The sequence below is a fragment of the uncultured Polaribacter sp. genome, assembly GCF_947501385.1.
GTDB lineage: Bacteria > Bacteroidota > Bacteroidia > Flavobacteriales > Flavobacteriaceae > Polaribacter.
The window spans coordinates 30,468-55,577 of record NZ_CANMVP010000002.1; the positions used below are offsets into that span (position 1 = coordinate 30,468).

Annotated in this window: 23 protein-coding genes; 9 read left to right on the forward strand and 14 right to left on the reverse strand. The window is 31.6% G+C overall.

Annotated features, from left to right (window positions below):
* Position 1: 1 nt before the first annotated feature.
* Genes Q0998_RS01595 through Q0998_RS01610 form a run of 4 tightly spaced genes read right to left on the reverse strand, consistent with a single transcriptional unit; the run spans position 2 to position 4,307 of the window.
* A complete protein-coding gene (locus Q0998_RS01595) occupies positions 2-1,114 on the reverse strand; it encodes an efflux RND transporter periplasmic adaptor subunit (protein WP_299665275.1) in 1,113 nt (370 codons plus the stop codon).
* Positions 1,115-1,133: 19 nt separating this feature from the next.
* Positions 1,134-2,378 carry an ABC transporter permease gene (locus Q0998_RS01600; protein WP_299665278.1) on the reverse strand — a complete coding sequence of 415 codons (1,245 nt, stop codon included), beginning with the start codon at positions 2,376-2,378 and terminating at the stop codon, positions 1,134-1,136.
* Between the two features lie 2 nt (positions 2,379-2,380).
* The gene (locus Q0998_RS01605) at positions 2,381-3,613 is read right to left on the reverse strand and encodes an ABC transporter permease (RefSeq protein WP_299665281.1); all 1,233 of its coding nucleotides are present in this window, start codon (positions 3,611-3,613) and stop codon (positions 2,381-2,383) included.
* Position 3,614: 1 nt separating this feature from the next.
* On the reverse strand, positions 3,615-4,307 hold the full coding sequence (locus tag Q0998_RS01610; protein ID WP_299665284.1) for an ABC transporter ATP-binding protein: 693 nt from the start codon (positions 4,305-4,307) through the stop codon (positions 3,615-3,617).
* A 334-nt stretch (positions 4,308-4,641) separates the two neighbouring features.
* Here Q0998_RS01610 and Q0998_RS01615 point away from each other — a divergent pair, with 334 nt between their 5' ends.
* Together Q0998_RS01615 and Q0998_RS01620 are read left to right on the forward strand one after the other, a co-directional pair.
* Positions 4,642-5,058, forward strand: coding sequence for a thiol-disulfide oxidoreductase DCC family protein (locus tag Q0998_RS01615; protein ID WP_299665287.1), 417 nt, complete (start codon positions 4,642-4,644; stop codon positions 5,056-5,058).
* 1 nt (position 5,059) lies between these two features.
* On the forward strand, positions 5,060-5,716 hold the full coding sequence (locus Q0998_RS01620; RefSeq protein WP_299665289.1) for an HAD family phosphatase: 657 nt from the start codon (positions 5,060-5,062) through the stop codon (positions 5,714-5,716).
* Positions 5,717-5,805: 89 nt separating this feature from the next.
* On the opposite strand, the gene Q0998_RS01625 is transcribed toward Q0998_RS01620, so the two are convergent.
* From Q0998_RS01625 to Q0998_RS01635, 3 genes are all read right to left on the reverse strand, one after another.
* Complete coding sequence (locus tag Q0998_RS01625) at positions 5,806-6,132, reverse strand: hypothetical protein (protein WP_299665292.1); 327 nt, start codon at positions 6,130-6,132, stop codon at positions 5,806-5,808.
* A gap of 3 nt (positions 6,133-6,135) precedes the next feature.
* A complete protein-coding gene (locus Q0998_RS01630; RefSeq protein WP_299665295.1) occupies positions 6,136-6,975 on the reverse strand; it encodes a sulfurtransferase in 840 nt (279 codons plus the stop codon).
* 87 nt (positions 6,976-7,062) lie between these two features.
* Complete coding sequence (locus Q0998_RS01635; protein WP_299665297.1) at positions 7,063-8,388, reverse strand: dicarboxylate/amino acid:cation symporter; 1,326 nt, start codon at positions 8,386-8,388, stop codon at positions 7,063-7,065.
* A 122-nt stretch (positions 8,389-8,510) separates the two neighbouring features.
* Here Q0998_RS01635 and Q0998_RS01640 point away from each other — a divergent pair, with 122 nt between their 5' ends.
* Positions 8,511-9,146, forward strand: coding sequence for a DUF937 domain-containing protein (locus Q0998_RS01640; RefSeq protein ID WP_299665299.1), 636 nt, complete (start codon positions 8,511-8,513; stop codon positions 9,144-9,146).
* A gap of 59 nt (positions 9,147-9,205) precedes the next feature.
* On the opposite strand, the gene bshA is transcribed toward Q0998_RS01640, so the two are convergent.
* The 6 genes from bshA to dnaB form a co-directional block, all read right to left on the reverse strand.
* Positions 9,206-10,339 (reverse strand): N-acetyl-alpha-D-glucosaminyl L-malate synthase BshA, encoded by a 1,134-nt coding sequence (gene bshA, locus Q0998_RS01645; protein WP_299665300.1) that lies wholly within the window; start codon positions 10,337-10,339, stop codon positions 9,206-9,208.
* A gap of 248 nt (positions 10,340-10,587) precedes the next feature.
* Entirely contained in the window at positions 10,588-11,433 is an 846-nt protein-coding gene (locus tag Q0998_RS01650; protein ID WP_299665301.1) for a transketolase, read from the reverse strand.
* A gap of 275 nt (positions 11,434-11,708) precedes the next feature.
* On the reverse strand, positions 11,709-12,968 hold the full coding sequence (locus Q0998_RS01655) for an asparagine synthetase B (protein ID WP_299665302.1): 1,260 nt from the start codon (positions 12,966-12,968) through the stop codon (positions 11,709-11,711).
* A gap of 1 nt (position 12,969) precedes the next feature.
* Positions 12,970-13,383, reverse strand: a complete 414-nt coding sequence (locus Q0998_RS01660; protein ID WP_299665304.1) for a PIN domain-containing protein — start codon at positions 13,381-13,383, stop codon at positions 12,970-12,972.
* Positions 13,380-13,631, reverse strand: a complete 252-nt coding sequence (locus Q0998_RS01665; protein WP_299665306.1) for a DUF6364 family protein — start codon at positions 13,629-13,631, stop codon at positions 13,380-13,382. Before Q0998_RS01665 ends, Q0998_RS01660 begins: the two co-directional genes overlap by 4 nt.
* A gap of 388 nt (positions 13,632-14,019) precedes the next feature.
* Positions 14,020-15,537 (reverse strand): replicative DNA helicase, encoded by a 1,518-nt coding sequence (gene dnaB / locus Q0998_RS01670; protein ID WP_299665308.1) that lies wholly within the window; start codon positions 15,535-15,537, stop codon positions 14,020-14,022.
* Positions 15,538-15,749: 212 nt separating this feature from the next.
* Here dnaB and Q0998_RS01675 point away from each other — a divergent pair, with 212 nt between their 5' ends.
* The 3 genes from Q0998_RS01675 to Q0998_RS01685 all read left to right on the forward strand — a co-directional run bounded on the left by Q0998_RS01675 (position 15,750) and on the right by Q0998_RS01685 (position 21,185).
* Complete coding sequence (locus tag Q0998_RS01675) at positions 15,750-16,826, forward strand: DUF3810 domain-containing protein (protein ID WP_299665310.1); 1,077 nt, start codon at positions 15,750-15,752, stop codon at positions 16,824-16,826.
* A gap of 97 nt (positions 16,827-16,923) precedes the next feature.
* On the forward strand, positions 16,924-19,884 hold the full coding sequence (locus tag Q0998_RS01680) for an amidohydrolase family protein (protein ID WP_299665313.1): 2,961 nt from the start codon (positions 16,924-16,926) through the stop codon (positions 19,882-19,884).
* Between the two features lie 5 nt (positions 19,885-19,889).
* Positions 19,890-21,185 (forward strand): amidohydrolase family protein, encoded by a 1,296-nt coding sequence (locus Q0998_RS01685; RefSeq protein ID WP_299665315.1) that lies wholly within the window; start codon positions 19,890-19,892, stop codon positions 21,183-21,185.
* A gap of 392 nt (positions 21,186-21,577) precedes the next feature.
* Here Q0998_RS01685 and Q0998_RS01690 read toward each other — a convergent pair whose 3' ends face one another.
* Positions 21,578-22,054, reverse strand: coding sequence for a hypothetical protein (locus Q0998_RS01690; protein WP_299665318.1), 477 nt, complete (start codon positions 22,052-22,054; stop codon positions 21,578-21,580).
* A gap of 81 nt (positions 22,055-22,135) precedes the next feature.
* Between Q0998_RS01690 and Q0998_RS01695 the strand changes: the two genes are divergently transcribed.
* The 3 genes from Q0998_RS01695 (at position 22,136) to Q0998_RS01705 (ending at position 25,003) form a co-directional block, all read left to right on the forward strand.
* Positions 22,136-22,933: an RNA methyltransferase gene (locus Q0998_RS01695; protein ID WP_299665320.1), complete on the forward strand. Its 798-nt coding sequence runs from the start codon at positions 22,136-22,138 to the stop codon at positions 22,931-22,933.
* Between the two features lie 3 nt (positions 22,934-22,936).
* On the forward strand, positions 22,937-23,680 hold the full coding sequence (gene ppgK / locus Q0998_RS01700; RefSeq protein ID WP_299665322.1) for a polyphosphate--glucose phosphotransferase: 744 nt from the start codon (positions 22,937-22,939) through the stop codon (positions 23,678-23,680).
* A 90-nt stretch (positions 23,681-23,770) separates the two neighbouring features.
* Positions 23,771-25,003: a M48 family metallopeptidase gene (locus Q0998_RS01705; protein ID WP_299665324.1), complete on the forward strand. Its 1,233-nt coding sequence runs from the start codon at positions 23,771-23,773 to the stop codon at positions 25,001-25,003.
* The last annotated feature ends 107 nt before the right edge of the window (positions 25,004-25,110 follow it).

Consider the following 25,110-nt stretch of genomic DNA (forward strand, 5'->3'; position numbering starts at 1 on the left):
ATTAGTTCTCTTTATTTTTATCATCTTTAGAAACTTTGTTCCAAATTTTTATTTCATCATCTTTGGTAACACCTGCTAAAACTTCTACATTTACGCCGTCTGAAGTTCCTAATTCTAAAGTTCTTTTTTCAAAAGTACCTTCGCCTGTTTTAACTTCTACATAAGGTTCTTCTGTTTTTTTATCAAACTTTAATAATCCTTCTTTAATAGAAAGAACACTGTCTTTTTTCACCAAAACAATATCTGCATTTGCACTATACCCTGCTCTTATAAAGAATTTATCATCTAAAGAAACATCTGCTTTAATTTTAAATTGTACTGCGCCACCTTCTTCGGTTCCTTTAGGAGCAATAAAGTTTAATTTTGCAGGAAATTTCTTACCTTCAATAGCACCAATTGAAACTTCAATATCTGTTCCATTCACTAATTTTCCAACTTCAGATTCATCTACTTTTCCTTCAAAAATCATTTTACTCATATCTGCTATAGAAGCAATAGTTGTACCTGCATTAAAGTTGTTAGATTGAATTACTTGATCACCCTCTTTTACAGGAATTTCTAAAATGGTTCCAGACATTTGTGCCATAATATTTGTGTTTGCTGAACCTCCAGAACCAGCAGAACCTCTTTTGATAATCAAATAATCATTCTGAGCATTTTTTAAATCTTGTTTCGCTTGATCATAAGTCAATTCTACACCTTCATATTCTGCTCTGGCAATTACACCTTTATCAAATAAATTCTTAGTTCTTTTGTAAGAAACTGCTGCATTATTTACTCTCAGTTTTGCATTGTCTACTCTACCTCTTGCACTTATTAAAGATTGCTCGTTTGGCACTACTCTTACCGTTGCAATCAAGTCTCCTTTTTTCACTTTAGAACCTTCTAACAACATAATTTTGTCGATAATTCCTGTTATTTGAGGCTTAATTTCAATTTCCTCTAAAGGTGTTACTTTACCAGTAGCAACTGTTTTTTTAATGATGGTTGTTCTAAACGGGGTTTCAGTTTCATATTCTACAATACCTTTTTTGTTCTTTTTACCGAACCAAACAAGTGCTGCAATAAAAAATACTGCGATAACTATTAAAATAATTTTTGATCTCTTACTCATGATTTGTTGTTAATTGATTTTATTCTTCTCTTAATGCTTCTATTGGTTTTACTACTGTTGCCATATGCGCAGGAATTAATCCTATTAAAGTTCCTAGAACTATTAGTGTGGCAAATGCTATCAAAATAATGGGAATATTTACTGTTGGGTTTATCAAAGCAGCATCTTCTCCTTGACCAAATGCGGAATCAATTATAAACAGCACAAAACTCCCAAATATAATACCTAGCATTCCTGCAATAGTTGTTAGAAAAACAGACTCTAAAATAATTTGTTGCCTGATGCTTTTAGGTGTTGCACCTAAGGCTCTTCTAATTCCTATTTCTTTTGTTCTTTCTTTTACAGTGATTAATAGAATATTCCCAATCGCAAAAACTCCTGCAATTAAGGTTGCAATTCCTACAAACCAGGTTAAAAACTGCATTCCAGTTATAAAACCTGTAATTTTCCCAATTTCTTTTCCTAAATTCACGCTACCAAAAGCTCTTTCATCTTCAGGGTGTACTTTATGAAGTCCTTTTAGTGTTAATAACACATCTTTCTCCATTTGCTCTATATCGGTTCCTTCATTTGCAGTAATCATCATCCAATCTACTTTATTGGCTGTATTGTATACTTTTCTAAAAGTCGTAAAAGGAATATAGGCACAATCTCCATCAAAATCTATGGTGTTTGAAGGTTTGTAAACTCCAATAACTTTATAATTAATACTATTTATTTTTATATATTGACCAATAGGCATTACATCCTTATCAAACAATTGTTTGTACATATCTTCTGATATGACTGCTACTTTTGCTGTTGACAAAATATCATTTTCATTTAAAAATCGTCCATATAACAAAGATTTCTTTTGAATTTGATCTAATACAGGATAATCTCCACTAACCCTAAAATCACCCGATTTAAAATCATGTATAATTAAGTTACTTGTTTGGTTTCTAGGTGCAAGTAATTTAATTTCTTCAGAATATTCAGAATTTAAAACGGCAATATCATTCATTGTCAATTTAAATCTTCTTCCTTCTTGAAAACCTTTAAAAGGGGTATCTGTAGATTGTGTCCATACAAAAACGCTATTGGTTGCAAAATTTCCAAATAATTTATTAAAACCGTTTTCCATACCTCTTGCAGCACCTAATAGCACTACTAAAAGAAAAATCCCCCATAATACTCCAATGATAGTAATTGCAGTTCTAACTTTGTTTTTACGGATGCTTCCGTAAATTTCCTGCCAAGTATCTGAATCAAATAAAAATTTCATAATTAGTCTGCTCTTAGTGCTTCAATAGGTTTAATATTTGCGGCTCTTTTTGCGGGTACGTAGCCTGCAATTAAGCCTGATAAGATCAATACAATTGTTGCTCCAATAACAATTCCAGGACTTACACTTGGGTCTTTGATAAAATAATCTTCTTCTAAACTGTCTCCAATTAAAGTTAAAATATAGGTTCCCAAGGAGAGCCCGAGATATCCTGCAATGGTTGTAATTAATACTGATTCTTGAACCACCATACCTACAATAGAAGACGGTACTGCACCTAAAGCTTTTCGAATTCCAAATTCTTTGGTTCTTTCTTTTATCACAAAAATCATAATATTAGAAATCCCAATAATTCCTGCCACTAAAGTTCCAGAGCCTATTAAAATTACAATGGCATATAGAATTCCCATAAACTGTCCTACACCTTTGTTTGCTTCTGCCATATTTCTAACAGAAAGTGCACTTTGATCATCTGGATGAATATTTAACTTCTTCCGTAAATCTCTTTCCATTTGATTCCCAAAAGCAATCGCTCGGTCTAAGCTCAAATTAGGATTATACCCCAACACAATCTGACTGATGTAATCATTATTACCATACATCATTTGTGCAGTAGTAACTGGTATATAAGCCATCCTCTCTTCATTATCACCACCTTCATCAGAAAAAATACCAATCACTAAATAAGAACTTCCGTTTACATTTACTCTTTTCCCTAAAGCAGGTCTTTCTCCAAATAAATCTTCTTTAACTAACCTTCCAATTACAATCGATTTCGATTTTTCTCTTAAATCTCTTTCATTTAAAAATCTACCTTCATCTATAATTGTTTTTTCTAAAAATTGATGATCTGGATTTACAGCTCTAACATTGTATGTGCTTGCTTCGTTTTTATATTTTATCGTAAAGTTTTTATAAATTCGTGCAGATTGGTATTGAATTTTATTTGCGTATTCGTCTGCAACATAATTATAATCGTCATTTCTAAGCTGAATTCTTCTTCCTGTTTGTAAACCCTTGAAAGGTTTAGAAGTTTTCCAAACACGAACTCTCATAGAGTTTTGAGCATCATCTGCAAAAGCACCTTTAAAAGAATTACTTAGTCCGCTTACAATACCAAATAATAATGTAAACAATAAAATTGCAAAAGCTACAGTAAAACCAGACATTACAGAACGTAACCTGTTTTTATTAATACTTTGAAAAATTTCTCTCCAACGATCTAAATCAAACATATTAAACCGCTTTAGCTGCTTTGGTTAACTCGTCACTAATGATGACACCATCTTTTAGACGAACAATCCTTTTTGTTTGGGCTGCAACTTCCTCTTCGTGTGTAATGACAAAGACGGTCATTCCTTTATCATTAATATCTTTTAATAGATCCATTACAGAATCTGTTGTTGTAGAATCTAAAGCTCCCGTTGGTTCATCTGCTAAAACTACTTTTGGTTTGGTCACCAAGGCTCTAGCAATAGCAACACGCTGTTTTTGCCCACCAGAAAGTTCATTTGGTAAGTGGTTTGCCCAATCTTTCAACTCTACTTGATCTAAGTAATCTAATGCTATTTTTAAACGTTCTTTTCTATTGATCCCTTTGTAATACAAAGGCAATGCCACATTTTCTAGCGCAGTTTTATAAGATATCAAATTAAAGGACTGAAAGACAAAGCCTAAGAATTTATTACGCAATTGCGCCGCTTTTTTCTCATTCATGTCTTTAATTAGCTGTCCATTCAAGTAATAATTACCTTCATCATGCACATCTAATAAGCCAACAATGTTTAATAGAGTAGATTTTCCAGAACCAGAAGAACCCATAATAGAAACAAATTCGCCTTCTTTTATATGTAAATCTATTCCTTTTAATACGTGTAAAGAATCTTTTCCTATTGGATAAGATTTGTGTAGTTGTTCTATTTTAATCATCAGTTGGTTTTTGATATAAAAGTATTGATTGCTATTGAGTACCGTTGCTAATTTTATGTTAAAAGCAACAAGAAAAACAATTCAAATACACACATAAGACGCCTCAAAATAAAATATGTTACAAGAAAATAGTTATTTTTTTAAAATCATCTTTTTTTTAATATTGGTAACTAAAAATGCTATTACTAAATCTCCCCAAAAAAAAATTATTTTAGATTCCCGTTTTCACGGGAATGACATTATCAATTGATACCTCTTGGAAAACCAAGAGGGAAATTTATTCAATTAAAAAAAGTTAAAGTATCTTTGCAATTCATAAAATTTAAGTAGTTAAATGATTGATATTCCCAAAAATAAGAAAGTAATTTTGTTTGATGGTATTTGTAATTTATGCAATAATTCAGTGATAAAAGCAATTCGTCACGATAAAAAAAATACTTTTTTATTTGCTGCAATTCAGTCTGAATCGGGAAAACAAATTATCGATTATTTAAAAATTGATACTTCTAAAACAGATGCTATTATTTTATATGAACCAGGAATTTCTTACGATGTAAAATCTACAGCCGCATTAAAAGTGATGAATGATTTTGGCGGAATGTGGAACCTGACCAAAGTTTTATGGATTTTTCCTGAGGGATTTAGAGATTTCATCTACGATTATATTGCTAAAAACAGATACCAATGGTTTGGACAAAAAGAAAGTTGTATGATACCCACTCCTGAATTAAAAGCAAAATTTTTAAATTAAAATGAATTTACCAATAGAAATTGAATGTGTCATATTTGATATGGATGGTGTTATTATAGATTCTGAAGAGATCCATAAAAAAGCCTATTACGAAACCTTTAACTCTTTAGGTGTAGCTGTTTCAGATGGACTGTACAAATCTTTTACAGGTTCTTCTACCATCAATGCTTTTCAAAGACTGGTTGCGCATTTTAATTTAGATAGCAATCCTGAAGAATTGGTTCTAGAAAAGAGAAAACGCTATGTGAACTTTTTTGAAAACGACCCAAATCTACATTTGGTAGACGGAGTCGAGGAAATTATCAATTATTTCTATAACAGGGGAATCACATTGATTTTAGCTTCCTCTTCTGCAATGATCAATATAGATCGTGTTTTTAAGAGATTTAATCTCAACCAATATTTTACGGCGAAAATATCTGGCGCAGATTTAATGGAATCAAAACCACACCCAGAAATTTTTGAAAAAGCGGCTGTTTTAGGAAATATACCTAAAGAAAATTGTATTGTAATTGAAGATTCTGATAATGGAATTAAAGCTGCGAATGATGCCAATATCTTTGTCTTTGGCTATGCTAATAAACTTTCTGAAGGTCAAACATTAGAAAATGCAGATGTTGTAATTGACAAATTCAATCAATTGAAAGCATTTGTTTAGAAAATAGGTGTTTCTCTGTTGATTTTCTCCTCAAAAAAATAGATCACTTAACTATCAGTAAATCTTCAAATTCAATAAAAAATGAATATTTACTGAATTATTTTCTTCAAAATTGTAAAGACTTTTTTTTCTTGAATGTCCACAGAGCCATCAGCAAAAAACACTTTTTTCACCTCTCTTAATAAGCTGTCTTTTTCTTCTTGTGTAAAATCATTTTCAAAATAATATTGCTCAATTTTATTCAAACTCACTTCGTCTGAATCTACTACAACTTCTGTATGGATTTTATGAAATGTTTTTTCATCTACTTTAGAATAAATATAATTTTGTTCTTCAATATCTTCTATATGGTTGCAATGCGCTGCATATAAAAGCAAATAGGCTTCAAACTCTTTTTTGGTCCAATCTAAATTCATAACTTATAATGAAATTGGTAAATGATCTGTACTTCCCCAGGCTGTCCAAGAACCGTCATAAACTGAAACGTTTTTGATGTTCGCAATTTCAGCTCCTAAAGCCAAAATAGCGGCAGTAATTCCTGAACCACAGGTAAAAATCACTTCTTTTTTATTTTGATATTCTTTAAAAATACTTTTTAACTCCTCGTTAGATTTCATTTTTCCAGCTTGCTGAACTTCGCCAAAAGGCAAATTTACAGAATTCGGAATATGTCCGCTTTTTAAATTATTTCTTGGCTCTGGCTCGGTTCCATAAAATCTTCCTTTAGAACGTGCATCTACAATTAAAGTTTCTTTGTTTTCTATGGAATTGAGAACATCTTCAGTACATTTTAATTTCTCTGATGTATAATCAACTTTAAAGTTTCCTTGTTTAGGTTGATGATTTTCAGGATTTTCTATCGGATAATTTTTTATTTTCCATTCAGGCAAACCTCCATCTAACACAGCGATATTTTTAAAACCCATCAGTTGAAACATCCACCAGACTCTGGGTGATGAATAGATGCCTAAATCGTCATAACAAACGAGTACTGAATCTTGGTTAATCCCTATTTCCTGTGCTTTTCTCTCAAATTCTATTGGTGGTAAAACCGTATTTGGAAATGCTGCTTTTGTATCTGAAAAATTATTTTTAATGTCAAAAAATAAAGCTCCTTTAATTTGTTTTTTTTCTTCAGAAATTATGGAATCATCTGTAACTTTAGGAAGGGTACAATCTAATATGATTAAATTTTTATTATTTAAAATTGTATACAACCAATCTACAGAAACTAAAGGACTTGGAATTTTTGGACTCATTTATATTTAAAATTGAGATTTTTTAATCGTATCTCTTTCTGAATGACAAACAAAACTGTTTACAAATACTCTCAACTGGAAACTATCTTACTTCACTTTATCATAATTATCATCCCAGTCTTTAGGTTTAGGATCATGTAATTTGCCTAAAGATTTTGCTACCATCATAGACACTGTTGCATCTCCTGTAACATTTACGGTAGTTCTACACATATCTAATGGTCTGTCTACTGCGAAAATTAATGCCAAACCAATTGGTAATAACTCCTCTGGAAAACCGATAGATTCTAATACAATAACCAGCATTACCATACCGGCACTTGGTACCGCTGCAGAACCAATGGAAGCTAATAAAGCCGTTAAAACAATAACCAATTGATTCGAAAAGGTTAAGCCTTCTGGCCAAATTACCTGCATGATAAAAACGGCAGCAATTCCTTGATACAAACTTGTACCATCCATATTTATGGTGGCTCCTACGGGTAAAACAAATCCTGAAACCTCTTTATCAACTCCTAAATGTTCTTCAACTCTTTCCATAGTTACTGGTAAAGTTGCGGCACTTGAGCTTGTTGAAAAAGCCAATAATTGCGCTGGACTTATTTGTCTTAAAAACCACATCGGTGATTTTTTTGTATACACACTTATTAAAATCAAGTAGAAACCAATCATTAATATTAAACCACCAACAACACATAAAGCATACACGAGTAGTTTTAAGAGTATTTCTGTATCATCAAAAGCAATAATAACGTTTGCTAATAGTGCAAAAACTGCGTAAGGAGCAAAAATCATAATTAAATCGACCATTTTCATCACCATTTCATTTAATGAATCAAAGAAATCTATTAATGGTTTTGCTTTTTTCTCTGGAATTAATAATAACGAAATCCCAACAAACATTGCAAAAAAGATAATTTGCAACATGCTTGCATCTACAAAAGATTGAAATATATTACTTGGAAAAATATCTACCAAAGCCTGTAATGGCCCTGCATCATTTTGGGCAGATGCTTTTACGAGCTTATCTGTTACACCCGAAGAAGTTTCGTACTTCATTTTAATTTTTTCGATGGTTTCTGGAGACATTCCTTCACCAGGTTTTACCACGTTTACAATGGTTAAACCTATAATTATTGCAATTAAAGTGGTACCAATGTAAATAGATATGGTTCTTAAACCCATTTTTTTAATTTTAGAAATATCTTTTAAATCAGATATTCCTTTTATTAAAGAAGCTAGTATTAACGGTACTGCTATTAATTTTAAGAGATTGATAAAAATGGTTCCGAATGGTTTGATCCAATCTGTTACAAAATCTTTACCTCCATCTACAGTATTCATTATAAAACCAAAAAGGATACCTAGTACCATTCCAATTAATATTTTCCAGTGTAATGCTAATTTCTTCATTAAAATATTTAAAATTATTTTGAATTTGAAAGATAAAAAAAAAATAAAAATATTGGTGACTTTAATTTGTATATTGTGTCAAATTTCAAGAAAACAAACATATTAATTATTAAATATATAAAATGGCAGGTATTTTAGACTTATTAAATAGTGATTTAGGAAAACAAATTGTTTCTGGCGTTGCAGGTTCTACTGGAACTGATACTACCAAAACAGGTAGTGTTTTAGCGATGGCATTACCCGTTTTAATGAAAGCAATGGAAAGAAATGCTGCTACTCCTGAGGGTGCTGCAGGTTTAATGGGAGCTCTATCTAATAAACACGATGGTAGCATCTTAGACAATCTAGGCGGTTTGTTTGGTGGTGGAGTTGATGAAAATGTAAAACAAGACGGAGCAGGAATTTTAAGTCATATTTTAGGTAATAAACAACAAGGTGTTCAGCAAATTATTGGGCAGAAATCTGGTCTAGATGCTGGTTCTGTTGCAAATATTTTAAAAATTGCAGCGCCTATTTTGATGGGTGTTTTAGGAAAACAAAAAAGAGAACAGAATGTTAGCAACTCTGGAGATTTAAAAGGTCTTTTAGGAGGTTTATTAGGAGGTAATTCAGTTAATAAAGATCAAAGTATCTTAGAAAAAATATTAGACGCAGATGGTGATGGTAGTGTTATTGATGATGTTGCTGGAATGTTTTTAGGTGGAAATAAAAAATCTGGTGGACTTGGAGGTATGTTAGGTGGACTTTTCGGAAAATAAATCAAAAGAATTTTAAGTAATAAAAAAGCTCAAACAATTAATTTGTTTGAGCTTTTTCTTTATACCTTACTTTTAAAACACGATTTATAAATATCTTCATAAACAGGAAGTATATTTTCTAATGAAAATCTTTTTGCATGATTTTTTGCGTTTTGTTTAAAACGAGCTAAAGTTGTATCGTCTTTTAAAATGGAAATGGCATTTTTTGCCATATCATGAACATCTCCTAAATTACTTAAATATCCCGTTTCTCCTTGAATATTTACTTCTGGCAATCCTCCTGTATTAGTAGAAATAACAGCGGTACCAGCAGCCATAGCTTCCAAAGCAGCCAAACCAAAACTTTCTGTTTGAGAGGGCAGTAGAAAAATATCTGTATAGCATAATATTTTTGCAACTTCGGTACTATTGCCTAAAAAGAAAACATCTTCAGCAATTTTTAATTCTTTCGTTAATTTTTTGGCTTTCACTTTTTCTGGTCCTTCACCAATCATTAATAATTTAGACGGAATTTTTTTTCGTACTTCACTAAAAACTCTTATAACATCTTCTACCCTTTTTACAGGTCTAAAATTACTAATATGCGTTAAAATTCTTTCTTCTGGTTTTGCCAATGCCAACCGTTTGCATTCTTCTTTATTGGCATTGTCGTATTTTTCTGTGTCAATAAAATTGTAAACAACCTCAATATTATTTGTAATATTGAATAATTTATTGGTGGTTTCCTTCAAATTATTAGAAACTGCGGTTACCACATCAGAATTATTAATACTAAATTCTACAGCAGTTTTATAGGTTGGGTGACTACCTACCAAAGTAATATCGGTTCCATGAAGTGTTGTAACAACTCTTACATCTAATCCTTTTTCTCTTAACATTTGTTTTGCCATAAAAGCGGCATAGGCATGAGGAATGGCATAATGTACATGTAAAACTTCTAATTCGTGTTTTCTTACTACTTCTACCATTTTACTAGACAAAGCGAGCTCATAAGGTTGGTATTCAAATAATGGGTATTCTTCTATTTGTACCTGATGAAAATGCAATTTATGTGAAAGAAAATCTAACCTAACAGGCTGATTGTAGGTAATGAAATGAATTTCATGTCCTTTGTCTGCCAAAGCAATTCCCAACTCTGTAGCTACTACTCCACTTCCACCAAATGTTGGATAACATACAATACCTATTTTCATATATACTCTTAAAAGATTAAATAATTATAAATTCAAAGATTAAAGATTGTTGAATCATTTTTGATTACAACTATTTTTTATTAGTTGTAAATATAAAGGTATTCTTACAGGAAAATTAAAATGAAATCATAAAAAAAAGAGCTTTTCAAAATTAATGAAAAGCTCTTTTTTAAATTTATTTATTAAGATTATTTTTTATAAAAGTTCCTTCCCTTTGGGAATCCCGAAGTTTCGGGAAGGATGGGCTATTAATAATCTCCTAAAGTGGCTGGGTTTTGAGCTAAAGCACTTTCTAACTGCTCCTCATTTGGTGCTTTTCCATGCCATGCGTGTGTATGCATCATAAAATCAACACCATTTCCCATTTCTGTATGTAGTAAGATACAAACTGGTTTTCCTTTTCCTGTTCTTGATTTTGCTTCAGATAAACCTGCCAAAACAGCTTCAATATCATTTCCTTTTTCAACATCTAAAACATCCCAATCAAAAGCTTCAAATTTTGCTTTGATACTTCCCATTGGTAAAACATCATCCGTGGCTCCATCAATTTGTTTTTCATTTACATCTATGGTACAAATAATATTGTCTACTTTTTTTGCTGATGCGTACATAATTGCTTCCCAGTTCTGACCCTCTTGCAATTCACCATCACCATGTAATGTATACACAATTTTAGCATCTCCATTTAATTTTTTTGCTTGGGCAGCACCCAAAGCAACAGACATTCCTTGGCCTAAAGAACCAGATGCAATTCTTACACCAGGCAAACCTTCGTGCGTAGTTGGGTGTCCTTGTAACCTAGAGTCTAACAATCTAAAAGTTGCTAATTCTTCCACAGGAAAAAAGCCACTATGTGCCAAAACACTGTAAAAAACTGGAGAAATATGTCCGTTTGATAAAAAGAAGAGATCTTCATTTTTTCCATCCATAGAAAAATCTGTATCATATTCCATTACTTCTTGATATAAACAAGTAATAAACTCTGCACATCCTAAAGAACCTCCTGGATGACCAGAATTTACTTTATGAACCATGCGTAAAATATCTCTACGAACTTGTTGCGTAAAATCTTGTAATTGTTGTGTTGTTGACATTTTTAGTTATAATTTGTTGCGAACAAAAATACAAAAGTGATTGGATTTGTATTCGCTTTAAAATTTATTTATTGAAGATTTATTAACAAAAAAACTGAATAGAAAAGATGAATAGTTTCTAATTTTATTGGAAACTAATTTCGAAAATTAACACGGATAAAAATCCTGATTACTCTTTGATTTAAAAATAGCTTTCAAATATTTCACAGAATAAAATTCACAGATTTTTTTTACAAAATTATAGCTAATCTGTGAAATCATTGTCATTCAAACATTTACGTTTTTTGCTTCTTCTTTTTAGCTGCGGGAAACAATACATTATTCAAAATTAAACGATATCCTGGTGATGTTGGATGCAAATCTAATTCCGTTTTTGGATCGCCAACCCTGTGTGTATAATCTTCAGGATCGTGACCGCCATAAAAAGTAAACATTCCTTTTCCTTTGGTTCCGTGAATATAACGTGCTTCTCTATTTACTTTATTTTCACCTAACACTAAAACGTTACTTTTTACTGTATTTCTATCGAACGAAGTGGTTTGCCCCATAAATCCTTTTACGATAGTAGTATGATTTTGCGTTAACATGCTAGGAACAGGATCCCATTTTGCGGAAAATTCTACCAATGAAAAATAATCGGATGTTTTTGGAATTTTTCTCTTTCGAGTCATGTCAATTGTTGAAAATTCATAAGTTGTTGGACTTCTAATCAATTGATAATTTTTAAATGCGAACGTTTTGTTATAATTTATTTTAGATTGATAATTGGGTGTGGATGCATCTCCGTCAAACATTGCTTCTGCAATATCTACTCCTTCTGCAGACAATGCAATGTCAAAACTATCGGTTGCAGAACACATCGCAAACATAAAACCGCCACCAACAACATAATCTCTAATCTTTTTTGCAACCGCTAATTTTTCTTGTGAAACTTTCGAATAACCCAATTCTGTTGCTAATTTTTCTGCTCTTTGTTTGCCTTTAATGTACCAAGGTGCAGTTCTAAACGCCCCATAGAAACGTCCGAATTGTCCTGTAAAATCTTCATGATGCAAATGCAACCATTCGTAAATTAATAATTTATCTTCTAAAACTTCTTTGTCATAAATAACATCAAACGGAATTTCTGCATAGGTTAACACCATGGTTACAGCATCGTCCCAAGGCATTTTGTCTTTTGGCGAATACACCGCAATTTTTGGTGCTTTTTCTAAAGTTACCGCATCTTGATTTGAAGATGGTGCCGCAATTTCTTGCAATATCAATTGCGATTTTGCATCTGAAATTATTTGGTACGAAACACCACGAATTTTACATTCATTTTCTACAATTCTATTGTTTTCAATTAAAAATGCGCCTCCATCGTAATTTAATAACCATTTCGATTTTAAACCCGCTTCTAAAGAGAAATAAACAATTCCGTATGCTTTCAAATGGTTTTTCTGATTATCATTACTCATCGGAACATATATAAAGGATGCCCAAATTGAGTTTGAAATAAAAAGGAATGTTACTATGGTAAGGAGTTTTTTCAAATTATAAGGTATTTAAAAATTCATCTGGAGATAATACTGGAATTGTAGATTTTTTAAAATCTTTACTATTTCTTGTAATTATAATATCACAATTAGAATCTATTGCATTGTAAAATTGAAGTGCATCTTCAAAATCAGTAAAATCTGAATTCAATCCTTTTTCAATAGTTTGTTCATTTATAATGCAAACCTCTGTAATTACTTTAAATTTTCGTAATTTTTGAATAGCAACTTTTGAACCTTCAGATTTTGTTAAGAAATAGCTAACAGTAGCATAAGAAATTGGTGACACAATTAAAGTATATTGGTTTTTATCAGAAAGCGACAATATTTTTGCGGCAGAAATATAAAAAGGTAACCTTTCTCCTAAAAAATCTAACATTACATTAGTATCTAGAAATATACGTTTTTTCATTTATATTTTTTTATCAAGTAATCTCCATACTCTTTTTTAATATCAATATCATTTGAAATACTAACTCCTGTAGAAATACTTTTTACAAAAGGTGAAATTTCAAATTCGTCCTCTTTTTTTTCTTTAGAAGTTAAAAGCGCTAAATAACTTTCAATCAAACGAGATAAACTTGTTTGATGCTCTTTTGCATATTCTTTTGCCTGTTCAATAACAGTTTTGTCTAACTTCAATGTGAGTTTTGAATCCATAATAATTAATTATACGTACAAATATAATAAATTTTTACGTGCAAATGAATTTGCTATTTAGTTTTAACTATTTTTTATACAGTTAGGTTATTGGAACATAAATAAATGATGTCTAAATTGAGTGTGAAATGAAAAGGAATCTTAATATTTAGGAGTTTTTTCAAAACTCTATTTATAGTATGTCTTAACTATTATAATTAAAATAGCTCTTATTTTCAAAAAACTAATTTAAATGTTTTGATAATCCTTCTAAATCTGGGAATTGAGATAAATAATTTATACCATATTGATTAAGCATAAATAAAAATTTCTTTTTTAATTGGTTTTCTAAAAGAAGTGAGAAGTAATTGTAAATCTTCTAAATTTTCAATTAGTTTTTTATTCATAATTAAAAAGGTAAGTTTTCATCGTCTCCACCAAAAGCATCTTTAGGCTCAATTCTTTGGTCTGGAAAAACATCATCTGGGAAATCTGCATTCATAGAAGATTGGAATTCTGAACTAAAACCTTCTTCTAAATCAGAGAATTTAGCCAAATGACCTGTAAATTTTAAACGAATATTATCCAAACCACCATTTCTGTGTTTTGCCACAATAAATTCTCCTTGTCCTTCACATGGCGTGTGTTCGTCATCATCCCATTCTGTCATTCCGTAATATTCTGGACGGAAAATAAAACTTACAATATCTGCATCTTGCTCAATGGCTCCAGATTCACGTAAATCTGATAATAGTGGTCTTTTAGATCCTCCACGCGTCTCAACAGCACGCGATAATTGAGAAAGTGCAATTACAGGAACTGCTAACTCTTTTGCCAGTGCTTTTAAGTTTCTCGAAATCATAGAGATTTCTTGTTCACGGTTTCCTCCTGCTTTTCCACCCGCTGTCATTAACTGTAAATAATCAATTACTATAATTCTAACATTGTGTTGCGATACCAATCTACGTGCTTTTGCGCGCAAATCAAAAATAGATAAAGATGGTGTGTCATCAATAAAGATAGGTGCATCAGATAATTTCTTAACTTTTACATTTAATTGTTCCCATTCATGAGGTTCTAAGTTTCCTTTTCTTAGTTTTTCTGAAGTCAAACCTGTTTCTGAAGAAATCATCCGCGTAATCAACTGTACAGAAGACATCTCTAAAGAAAATACAGCAACACCATGATTAAAATCGATGGCCATGTTTTTTGCCATTGAAATTACAAAGGCTGTTTTTCCCATACCAGGACGTGCCGCAATAATTACCAAATCAGACGGTTGCCAACCCGAAGTTAAAGCATCTAATTTGGTAAACCCTGTCTGTAAACCAGACATTCCTTCTTGATTTCCTATTTCTTGAATCTTCGCCAATGCTTGTTTTACCAAAGAACCTGCATCTTCTGAGCTCTTTTTTAAATTTCCTTGAGTTACTTCAAACAGTTTTCCTTCTGCATCATCTAATAAATCGAAAACGTCTGTACTTTCGTCATAAGCATTCTCTATAATTTCACTTGAAATTGAGATCAATCTACGTTGAATGTATTTTTGAAGAATAATTCTTGCGTGGAATTCGATATGCGCAGAAGAAGCTACTTTTTGTGTCAAACGAATTAAATAAAAGTCCCCACCAACAAATTCTAGCTTTCCGTTCTTTTTTAACAAATTAGAAACGGTTAAAAGGTCGATAGGTTCAGAATTCTGGAACAATTCATAAATCGCAGCATAGACTTCTTGGTGTTTTGAGTCGTAAAAAGCATCAGAACTCAAAATGTCAATTACATCATCAATTCCTTTTTTATCGATCATCATTGCACCCAATACAGCTTCTTCTAACTCTACTGCTTGTGGCGGAATTTTACCTTTTTCAAGGCTAATAATTCTGCTCTTATCTATCTTTTTGCCTGCGACCGCATTCGTTTTTTCCATGATTACAAATGTAATTTTTTACTTCGACTAACGTTTCTAAAATACAACTTTTATTTGTACACATTTATTGTAAACTAAATTGTTATTATCTTGTTAATAACCAGTCAACTTCTAAATTGATTCGCTATTTTTACCCACGAAGTAAGTTTTATTAAAATTTACTTTTCTGTTTTTTCAACTAAGAAAAAGGAGTATTTAAAATTGATGTTTATTTGAAAATTAATAAATTACATACTGCATTAGCTGTTCTCTTACCAATTCAAATTCTTTTGGTGCAATTGGCTGCTAAAAATTCTGCATTTATTGAACGTTATTATTCAAACGGAATTTATCCACCTATTTCTTCATCTTTAAGAATTCTGTTGGGTTGGATTCCTTTTTCTGTTGGTGATCTTTTGATTGCTTTTCTTCTATTTATTTTTATTCGTTTTTTATATCGATTGATAAAATATAAATTTAGAAATATTCTTCCTAAAATGATTCATTTCGTCTCAATTTTATCAATAATTTATTTTTGCTTTTACCTATTTTGGGGTTTGAATTATTACAGAGAACCTTTAGCAAAAAACTTAGGATACAATCCCTCTAAATATAGCACAGCACAACTACAGGAAGCAACAGAACACATCGTTAAAGAACTAAATTTCTATCAATTAGAGATTACTAAAAACGATACTTTAAAAGTTGAGAATCCATATCATCAAAAAGAAATGTACAACATGGCAATTGCTGGATATGACAAGCTATCCAATGACTTTCCGCAATTAACATATCAGCACAAATCTGTAAAAAGCTCTTTGATGAGTCTGCTACAAACCTATAATGGAACGTCGGGATATTTGAATCCATTAACAGGAGAAGCACAAGTAAATGACAGAATTCCTAAAACGAATTATCCAACAACAACTTGTCATGAAATGGCGCATCAAATTGGTTTTGCAGCCGAAAATGAAGCAAATTTTGTTGGTTTTTTAGCGGCGAATTATAATGAAGATATTTATTTTAAATATGCAAGTTATAGAATGGCTTTTGGCTATTGTATTTCTGAAATTAGAAAAAGAGACAAAAATTTATCAAAAGAACTCTGGAAAACGGTGAATAAGGGAATTCGAAAAGATTTTAATGCGAGTTATCAATTTTGGAAAGCTTATAAAAATCCGTTTGAACCCATTTTAAAAAAGGGATACAACGCTTATCTAAAAGCCAACAATCAAGACAAAGGAATACAATCTTACAATTACGTTGTCGACTTACTAATCACTTATTTTGAAACTTCCAAAGAAATTTAGATTTCTTAAAGATTTGTTAAATTAACTTGATTTAACAGTTTACAAATCACTTCTATTTAAATTTAGCAACTAATAACCTTAACTAATTCAAACTAATATGAGAAAACTACTTTTATTCTTCTCGCTACTATTGGCTTTTTCTTTGCAATCGCAAGATTATTTTCCAACAGACGCAGGAGTAAAAACAACCGAAAACACCTTAGTAGCTTTTACAAATGCTACTATTTATGTAACACCCGAAAAGATAATTCAAAAGGGAACTCTACTCATTAAAGATAGTAAAGTTGTAGCAACTGGAAAATCAGTAAAAATTCCTGTTGGCACAAAAACAGTTGATCTTACCGGAAAAACGATTTATCCTTCGTTTATAGATTTGTATTCCGATTTCGGAATTACAAAGCCCAAAAGAGCTTCTAGCAATGCTAGAACTACACAATATGCGGCTTCACGTGAAGGTTATTATTGGAATGATCATATTAGACCAGATGTAGATCCTTTAAAAGATTTTTCTTTTGATAAAAAGAAAGCTTCAGAAATGATAAAAGCAGGATTTGGCGTTGTAAACACACACATGCAAGATGGTATTATTCGTGGAAATGGGTTGCTAATTGCTTTGAATCCTAATTCTTCAGACGCATACAGAATCTTAGATACTGAATCTGCACAATATTTGTCCTTCTCTAAAAGTGCCCTCTCAAGACAAGCCTATCCAGGTTCTAGAATGGGCGCTATGGCTTTATTACGTCAAGTGTATAACGATGCAAGCTGGTACTCGAAAGGAAATATGAAGAACAAAGATTTGGCTTTAGAAGCTTTAAATAATAATAAAAATTTAGTTCAAATTTTTGAAACTGGCAATCTTTTAGATGCTCTAAGGGCAGATAAGGTAGGTGATGAATTCGGAATTCAATATACAATTGTGGGTTCTGGAGATGAATTTGAAAGAATTAGTGACATCAAAGGAACAAATGCAAACTTTATCATTCCTATTAATTTTAGCAAAGCGTACGATGTTTCGAATCCGCTTTTAGCACAACAAATCTCTTTAAGAGATATGCGTAAATGGAATCAAGAACCTTCTAATTTAAAGGTTTTGTCTGAAAACGGTGTTAATTTTGCGTTGACCACACGTTCTCTAAAATCGGTTGCTTCTTTTCATAAAAATTTACAAAAAGCGATTAAGTATGGTTTTGATACAAAAAAGGCATTGGCTTCTTTAACCACAATTCCTGCGACTATTATTGGTAATAATTCCGTTGGAAACTTAAATACAGGTAGTCATGCAAACTTTATCATCACTTCTGGTGATGTATTTGATGCAAAAACTACCATTTATGAAAACTGGGTGCAAGGTGATAAAAATGTCGTGAACGACATGAATATCAAAGACCTTACTGGAACCTATATGTTGTATGTAAATAATAAAAACTACGATTTAACAATTTCTGGTAAAGGAGCTAAACAAACGGCAGCAATCAAATTAGATAGTGCAAAAGTAAAATCTAAATTTTCTTTTAAAGACGATTGGATTTCTATCACCTTAAATGAAAATAATGGGTATACTAGAATGATGGGGAAAATCATCAACGCTTCCAATGTAATGCAAGGAACCGCTTTTGACACACAAGGGAATGAAACTGCTTGGTCTGCTAGTAAAAAAGTAAAAAAAGATCCCAAGAAAAAAGAAGATAAAAAGAAAAAAGAAGAAGCTATTGTTGTAGTACCTGTAAGCTATCCGAATCTTGGTTTTGGAAATTACACATTGCCAGAAGCGGAAACCATTTTAATTAAAAATGCAACTGTTTGGACCAGTGAAGTTGCCGGAATTTTAGAAAATACAGATGTTCTTTTAAAAGATGGTAAAATTGCTGAAATTGGTAAAAACTTAAAAGCAAGAAGGGCAACAGAAATTGACGGCACTGGCAAACATTTAACTGCTGGTATCGTAGATGAGCATTCACATATTGCCACTTCTGCAGTAAATGAATGGGCGCAAAACTCATCCGCAGAAGTAACCATAGAAGATGTTGTAGATCCTAATGACATCAATATTTATAGAAACCTTTCTGGTGGAACAACTTCTGCACAGATTTTACATGGTTCTGCAAATCCTATTGGTGGGCGTTCTGCAATTATCAAACTAAAATGGGGCGAAAATGCAGCAAATATGATTTATGACAATTCACCTAAATTTATAAAATTTGCTTTGGGTGAAAATGTAAAACAATCTAGAAGCCCCAACGGAACCCGTTTTCCGCAGACAAGAATGGGCGTTGAACAAATGTTTACAGATTACTTTACAAGAGCACAAGAGTATGAAGTTTTAAAGAAAAGTGGAAATCCGTATAGAAAAGATGAAGAAATGGAAACTTTGGTTGAAATTTTAAACGGAGAACGTTTTATATCTTGTCATTCTTATGTACAATCTGAAATAAATATGTTGATGAAAGTTGCAGAGAAATTCAATTTTAGAATCAACACATTTACACACATTTTAGAAGGATATAAAGTAGCTGATAAAATGAGAGAACACGGTGTTGGTGGTTCTACGTTCTCAGATTGGTGGGCGTATAAATATGAAGTAAATGATGCCATTCCTTACAATGCTGCAATTATGCACAATGCTGGGGTAACTGTCGCTATAAATTCTGATGATAGAGAAATGTCTAGGCGTTTGAATCAAGAAGCAGCAAAAACCATCAAATACGGAGGCATGTCTGAATTAGAAGCTTGGAAAACCGTCACTATAAATCCTGCAAAATTATTACATATCGATGATAAAGTAGGAAGTATCAAAGAAGGGAAAGATGCAGATGTTGTTTTATGGAGCCATCACCCAATGTCTATTTATGCAAAAGCAGAAAAAACAATTGTAGACGGTCGTGTTTTCTTTGACAGACAAGAAGACATCAAAAAAAGAGCTGCAATTACTGCAGAAAAAAGCAAATTGATGAACATGATGTTAAATGAAAAAATGAACGGTGGCAAAACACAAGCACCCGTAAAAAGAAAAGACAGAAATTTTCAATGTGATACTTTAGAAGAACTTAAAAACTAAAAATAATGAAAAAAATAATATATAGTTTGCTCTATTTCTTCTTAGTAGGAAATATTCTAGCGCAACAAACACCCGCAGAAAAACAAAGTACTCCTTTTTCTATTGAAGGTGCCACGGCACATTTAGGAAACGGGCAAGTAATAAAAAACTCGCTGATTATGTTTAATGATGGTAAAATTACCTTTGTTGGCAGTGCAATGGCTAAAATTGCAAGATCAGGAAATGTAATAAATGCAAATGGAAAACATGTATATCCTGGATTTATTGCTGCGAACTCTACTTTGGGTTTGGTAGAAATTGATGCTGTAAAAGCAAGTGATGACCAAAGAGAAATTGGAATTACAAATCCACATATTAGAAGTTTAATCGCTTATAACGCAGAAAGTAAAGTAGTGGAATCTATGAGACCAAATGGCGTTTTAATGGCACAAATAACTCCAAGAGGAGGCACACTTTCAGGAACATCATCTATTGTGCAATTAGATGCTTGGAACTGGGAAGATGCTGCTATTAAAGTTGATGACGGAATTCACATGAATTGGCCAGGGAGTTTTACTAGTGGAAGATGGTGGTTGGGAGAAGACCCTGCATTGAAACCAGATCCTAAATATGGTGAGAATTTAGATAAGGTAAAATCGTACTTTAGAAATGCTAAAAATTATTTAGCCAGCAATAAAGAAAAAACGCATTTACCGTATCAAGCTACAGCAGGTTTGTTTAATGGTTCTAAAAAGTTTTTTATTCATGTAAGCGGACAAAAAGAAATTACAGATGCCATTACTATTTCTAAAGAATTAGGCATTAACAATATTGTAATTGTACATGGACAAGGTGCTGATAAAGTAGCAGATTTATTAGTAAAAAATAATGTTGCTGTTATTCTAGACAGGCCTCATAGAAACCCTAATAGTGAAGACGATGCCTACGACTCTACTTATACAATTGCAAAAACACTAATAGACAAAGGTATTTTAGTAAGTTTAGGAATGGAAGGACAAATGGAACGTATGAATACTAGAAATCTGCCTTTTTATGCAGGTACTTTTGCTGCACATGGTTTAGACAAGGAAGTTGCTTTGCAATTACTCACTTTAAATACTGCTAAGGTTTTAGGAATTGATACTTTTACAGGTTCTTTAGAAGTGGGTAAAGATGCAACCTTATTTATTTCTGAAGGAGATGCTTTAGAAATGCGGGGTAATATTTTAACAGCTGCTTTTATTCAAGGTAGAAAAATTAGTTTAGAGACGCACCAAACAGAACTTTGGAAACGCTATTCTAACAAATACAAAACAAAATAGATCTAATGAAAAACCTCGACCCAAGGGTATGAGGTATCAAGTAGAAATTTATTTTTATTTCGACGCAGAGCGTCGGGGAATAAAACCCATAGATCCCGCTAAAAAAGCGGGATTAGTTCAGCTAGCAATTTTTAATTCATTGCTTCGCAACTTTTAAAAATTGAGTTTCACTAATTTATTTTGTTATAAAAAAGGCTCGCTTCCAAAATTTTGGAATAGCGAGCCTTTTCAATCAAAAATAGTTAACAGTAATAAAAGTTAATCAAGAATTTTCTTTTCATAACAAATCTTCTCTTCAAATAATGTGTCTAAACAAATAATAACTAATCTTTTATTACACTTACAAATATTGTGATAAATCTGTTTTTCTACAATACCTATAATTAGGTATATTACTTATCACAACTATAATAATCATACCCGTAATCTTTAGCGCCTATTCTTACCTTATTTACGTAAACATAAACGGATGAGTTTGACTTTACTAGATAATATGTTTTGTAAGTACCACTATTTCCATTCACATGAATTCTATCTGTAGTTTTTCCAGATTTTTTAATTTCATATTTTTCTCCAGGAGAAACTGCTTTATAACTTAAATGTATTTTTTCTCTATACCTGTTTCTAAATTCGATAGACCATCTTGTTTTTTTAGCGTACTTATTATAACCATCATTTCTAACTCTAAAATCTAAGCCTTCTAAACAATCTGTAGTATTCCAAGAACCCCAACCTTGATTGTTTATATTTTCTAATGGAATCTCAATTTTAATAAAATCTGATTCTAAATTTATTTTTTCTTTCTTAGTGAATGACATACTTATGAATCCGCAAAAAAGAATTAGCAATACATATTTTAATGTTTTCATAAAACTAAATTTTAAGTGAATAACAAAGATTAGAAAAAAAGAAACCTTTTGAAATACCTATAATTAGGTATATTTGCGTTTATGAAAGAAATTACCAGTATTCACAATTCATACATCAAAGAAATACTAAAACTACAAGAGAAATCTCGAGAACGTAAAAAAAAGGGGCTTTTTATTATTGAAGGAAAAAGAGAAATTACGCTTGCTATTCATGCAAATTATGAGTTTGACACCATCCTATTTTTAGAAGAAATTATTTCTGAACAAGAAATATTGCATCTCTTTAATGAAAATATAAATCGAATTAAAATTTCGAAAGAAGTATATCAAAAATTAGCCTACAGAGGTTCTACGGAAGGGATTATTGCTGTTACCAAATCAAAAAAATTCTCTTTAGAAAACATTCAATTTAAAACCGAAAAACCATTGATCTTAGTTGCAGAAGGCATTGAAAAACCAGGAAATATTGGTGCGCTCTTAAGAACAGCAGATGCTGCAAATATAGATGCTGTATTCATTGTAAATCCTAAAAGCGATTTATACAATGCTAATATTATAAGAGCAAGTGTGGGTTGTATCTTTACCAATCAAATTGGCGTTGGAACGTCCGAAGAAATTATTGAATTTCTTCAAGAAAAAGAAGTAAATATCTATGCAGCTACCTTACAAAACTCAAATGAATATCATCAAGAAAACTACAAAGAAAGTACAGCAATTGTGGTAGGTACAGAAGCTACTGGTTTAACGGAAGTTTGGAGAGAAAATGCAACACAAAACATACACATTCCCATGCAAGGAAAAATAGATTCTATGAATGTTTCTGTAGCAGCAGCTATTGTTTTATTTGAAGCAAAAAGACAAAGAGATTTTAAAATATAAGTGATGAAATTACTAGGCATAGATATTGGAGGTTCTGGAATAAAAGGAGCCATTGTAAATACAAAAACAGGCGAGTTGACAACAGAAAGACATCGCATTCCAACGCCAAAACCAGCAACACCAGAAGCTATTGCAGTAGTTGTGCAACAAATGGTCATTCACTTTAATTGGAAAAAAGCGGTGGGTTGTAGTTTTCCTACCACAATTGTAGATGGAAAATGCATTCACTCTGGTAATTTAAGTGAAAAATGGTTGAATATAAAAGTAGATAAACTTTTAAAAAAACATTGTAAATTGCCTTTTTTTGTTAGCAATGATGCAGATTTGGCAGGCTTAGCAGAAGTTCGTTTAGGTGCTGCAAAAGATGAAAAAGGAGTCGTTATTGTTATTACCATTGGTACAGGAATTGGTTCTGGGCTCTTTTACAACGGGAAATTAATTCCGAATGTAGAAATTGGTAAAATGCTACACACCAATGGTAAAATCATTGAATTTTACACAGCAGATTCTGTGAGGAAAAAAGAAAACCTGACGTTAGAAAGTTGGGCAAAAAGATTTGATGCTTTGCTAGAATATATTAGAATTGTGTACACACCCAATGTAATTATTTTGGGCGGTGGAATTAGCAAAAAACATGACGATTTCAAACAATATTTAACCACTGATGTAGAGGTAAAAGTTGCTGCATTTAGAAATAATGCTGGTATTATTGGTGCTGCAATGTATGCTAGCAAAAAAAGTAAGTAAAATTACATGTTAATTTATCACTTGACTTAAAAAAGGAATAATAAAATCGGTAATTTCGAAATTAGAAGTAAACAGAACCTAGCAAACTAAATGAACTCAAATACTTTATTCTATATCTTAATCGCAATTTTAGTCATCAGTTTTATGATTGATAAAATTTTAGACACCTTAAATGCAAAACATTTTGATGATAAAATTCCCGCAGCATTAGCAGACGTTTATGATGCAGAGGAATACAAGAAGTCTCAAGCTTACAAAAAAACAAACGAGAAATTTTCTAATATTACAGGTACTTTTTCATTTGTGCTCACCCTTGTTTTTTTCTTTTCAGATGGCTTTAAATATGTAGATGATATTTCCAGAAGTTTTACAGATAATTCTATTTTGGTGGCTTTAATTTTCTTCGGAATTATTATGTTGGGCTCAGATATTTTAACAATTCCTTTCTCTTACTACAAAACATTTGTAATTGAAGAAAAATTTGGTTTTAACAAATCCACAAAAAAAACGTTTTGGTTAGACAAATTAAAAGGTTTATTAATGACCGCTCTTATTGGTGGCGTAGTTTTAGCAATTATCATTTGGTTTTACGAGCAAACAGGAGCCGATTTTTGGATCTATGCTTGGGTTTTGGTCGCAGTTTTTTCATTATTTATGAATCTGTTTTATGCAAAGTTAATTGTGCCATTATTCAACAAGCAAACTCCGTTAGAAGATGGTGAATTAAAATTTGCAATTGAAAAGTATGCACAAAAAGTCGGTTTTAAACTAAATAATATTTTTGTGATTGACGGTTCTAAACGTTCTACAAAAGCAAATGCTTATTTCTCTGGTTTTGGTGCTCAGAAAAGAATCACCTTATTTGATACATTGATCAATGATTTAGAAACTGACGAAATTGTAGCTGTTTTGGCACATGAAGTAGGTCATTATAAAAGAAAACACATTATTTTTAACTTGATTACTTCCATCCTGCTTACAGGTTTTACACTGTATATTTTATCGTTTTTTATCAATGCGCCAATATTTTCTGAAGCTTTAGGCGTTGCAACACCAAGTTTTCATATTGGTTTAATTGCTTTCGGAATTTTATATTCGCCAATTTCTGAAATTACAGGTTTGTTTATGAATTACGTTTCAAGAAAGTTTGAATACCAAGCAGATAATTTTGCCAAAGAAACCTTTGCTGCAAAACCATTAATTACTTCACTCAAAAAATTATCTAAAAATAGTTTGAGTAATTTAACACCACATCCTGCCTATGTTTTTATGCATTACTCGCATCCCACTTTATTAAAAAGAGTCAAAAATTTAGATGCTTAATTAAAAAAGTTAGGCTTGCCTAAATGCTTCCTTTAAAATTGTCATTCCTGTGAAAACGGGAATCTAAATAATAGCATTTTGTAGTATATCATTTTTTATGAATGAAA

Coding starts and splice junctions, on each gene's coding strand:
- Q0998_RS01595 (WP_299665275.1), bottom strand. CDS start 1,114: ATGAGTAAGAGATCAAAAATTATTTTAATAGTTATCGCAGTATTTTTT.
- Q0998_RS01600 (WP_299665278.1), bottom strand. CDS start 2,378: ATGAAATTTTTATTTGATTCAGATACTTGGCAGGAAATTTACGGAAGC.
- Q0998_RS01605 (WP_299665281.1), bottom strand. CDS start 3,613: ATGTTTGATTTAGATCGTTGGAGAGAAATTTTTCAAAGTATTAATAAA.
- Q0998_RS01610 (WP_299665284.1), bottom strand. CDS start 4,307: ATGATTAAAATAGAACAACTACACAAATCTTATCCAATAGGAAAAGAT.
- Q0998_RS01615 (WP_299665287.1), top strand. CDS start 4,642: ATGATTGATATTCCCAAAAATAAGAAAGTAATTTTGTTTGATGGTATT.
- Q0998_RS01620 (WP_299665289.1), top strand. CDS start 5,060: ATGAATTTACCAATAGAAATTGAATGTGTCATATTTGATATGGATGGT.
- Q0998_RS01625 (WP_299665292.1), bottom strand. CDS start 6,132: ATGAATTTAGATTGGACCAAAAAAGAGTTTGAAGCCTATTTGCTTTTA.
- Q0998_RS01630 (WP_299665295.1), bottom strand. CDS start 6,975: ATGAGTCCAAAAATTCCAAGTCCTTTAGTTTCTGTAGATTGGTTGTAT.
- Q0998_RS01635 (WP_299665297.1), bottom strand. CDS start 8,388: ATGAAGAAATTAGCATTACACTGGAAAATATTAATTGGAATGGTACTA.
- Q0998_RS01640 (WP_299665299.1), top strand. CDS start 8,511: ATGGCAGGTATTTTAGACTTATTAAATAGTGATTTAGGAAAACAAATT.
- bshA (WP_299665300.1), bottom strand. CDS start 10,339: ATGAAAATAGGTATTGTATGTTATCCAACATTTGGTGGAAGTGGAGTA.
- Q0998_RS01650 (WP_299665301.1), bottom strand. CDS start 11,433: ATGTCAACAACACAACAATTACAAGATTTTACGCAACAAGTTCGTAGA.
- Q0998_RS01660 (WP_299665304.1), bottom strand. CDS start 13,383: ATGAAAAAACGTATATTTCTAGATACTAATGTAATGTTAGATTTTTTA.
- Q0998_RS01665 (WP_299665306.1), bottom strand. CDS start 13,631: ATGGATTCAAAACTCACATTGAAGTTAGACAAAACTGTTATTGAACAG.
- dnaB (WP_299665308.1), bottom strand. CDS start 15,537: ATGGAAAAAACGAATGCGGTCGCAGGCAAAAAGATAGATAAGAGCAGA.
- Q0998_RS01680 (WP_299665313.1), top strand. CDS start 16,924: ATGAGAAAACTACTTTTATTCTTCTCGCTACTATTGGCTTTTTCTTTG.
- Q0998_RS01685 (WP_299665315.1), top strand. CDS start 19,890: ATGAAAAAAATAATATATAGTTTGCTCTATTTCTTCTTAGTAGGAAAT.
- Q0998_RS01690 (WP_299665318.1), bottom strand. CDS start 22,054: ATGAAAACATTAAAATATGTATTGCTAATTCTTTTTTGCGGATTCATA.
- Q0998_RS01695 (WP_299665320.1), top strand. CDS start 22,136: ATGAAAGAAATTACCAGTATTCACAATTCATACATCAAAGAAATACTA.
- ppgK (WP_299665322.1), top strand. CDS start 22,937: ATGAAATTACTAGGCATAGATATTGGAGGTTCTGGAATAAAAGGAGCC.
- Q0998_RS01705 (WP_299665324.1), top strand. CDS start 23,771: ATGAACTCAAATACTTTATTCTATATCTTAATCGCAATTTTAGTCATC.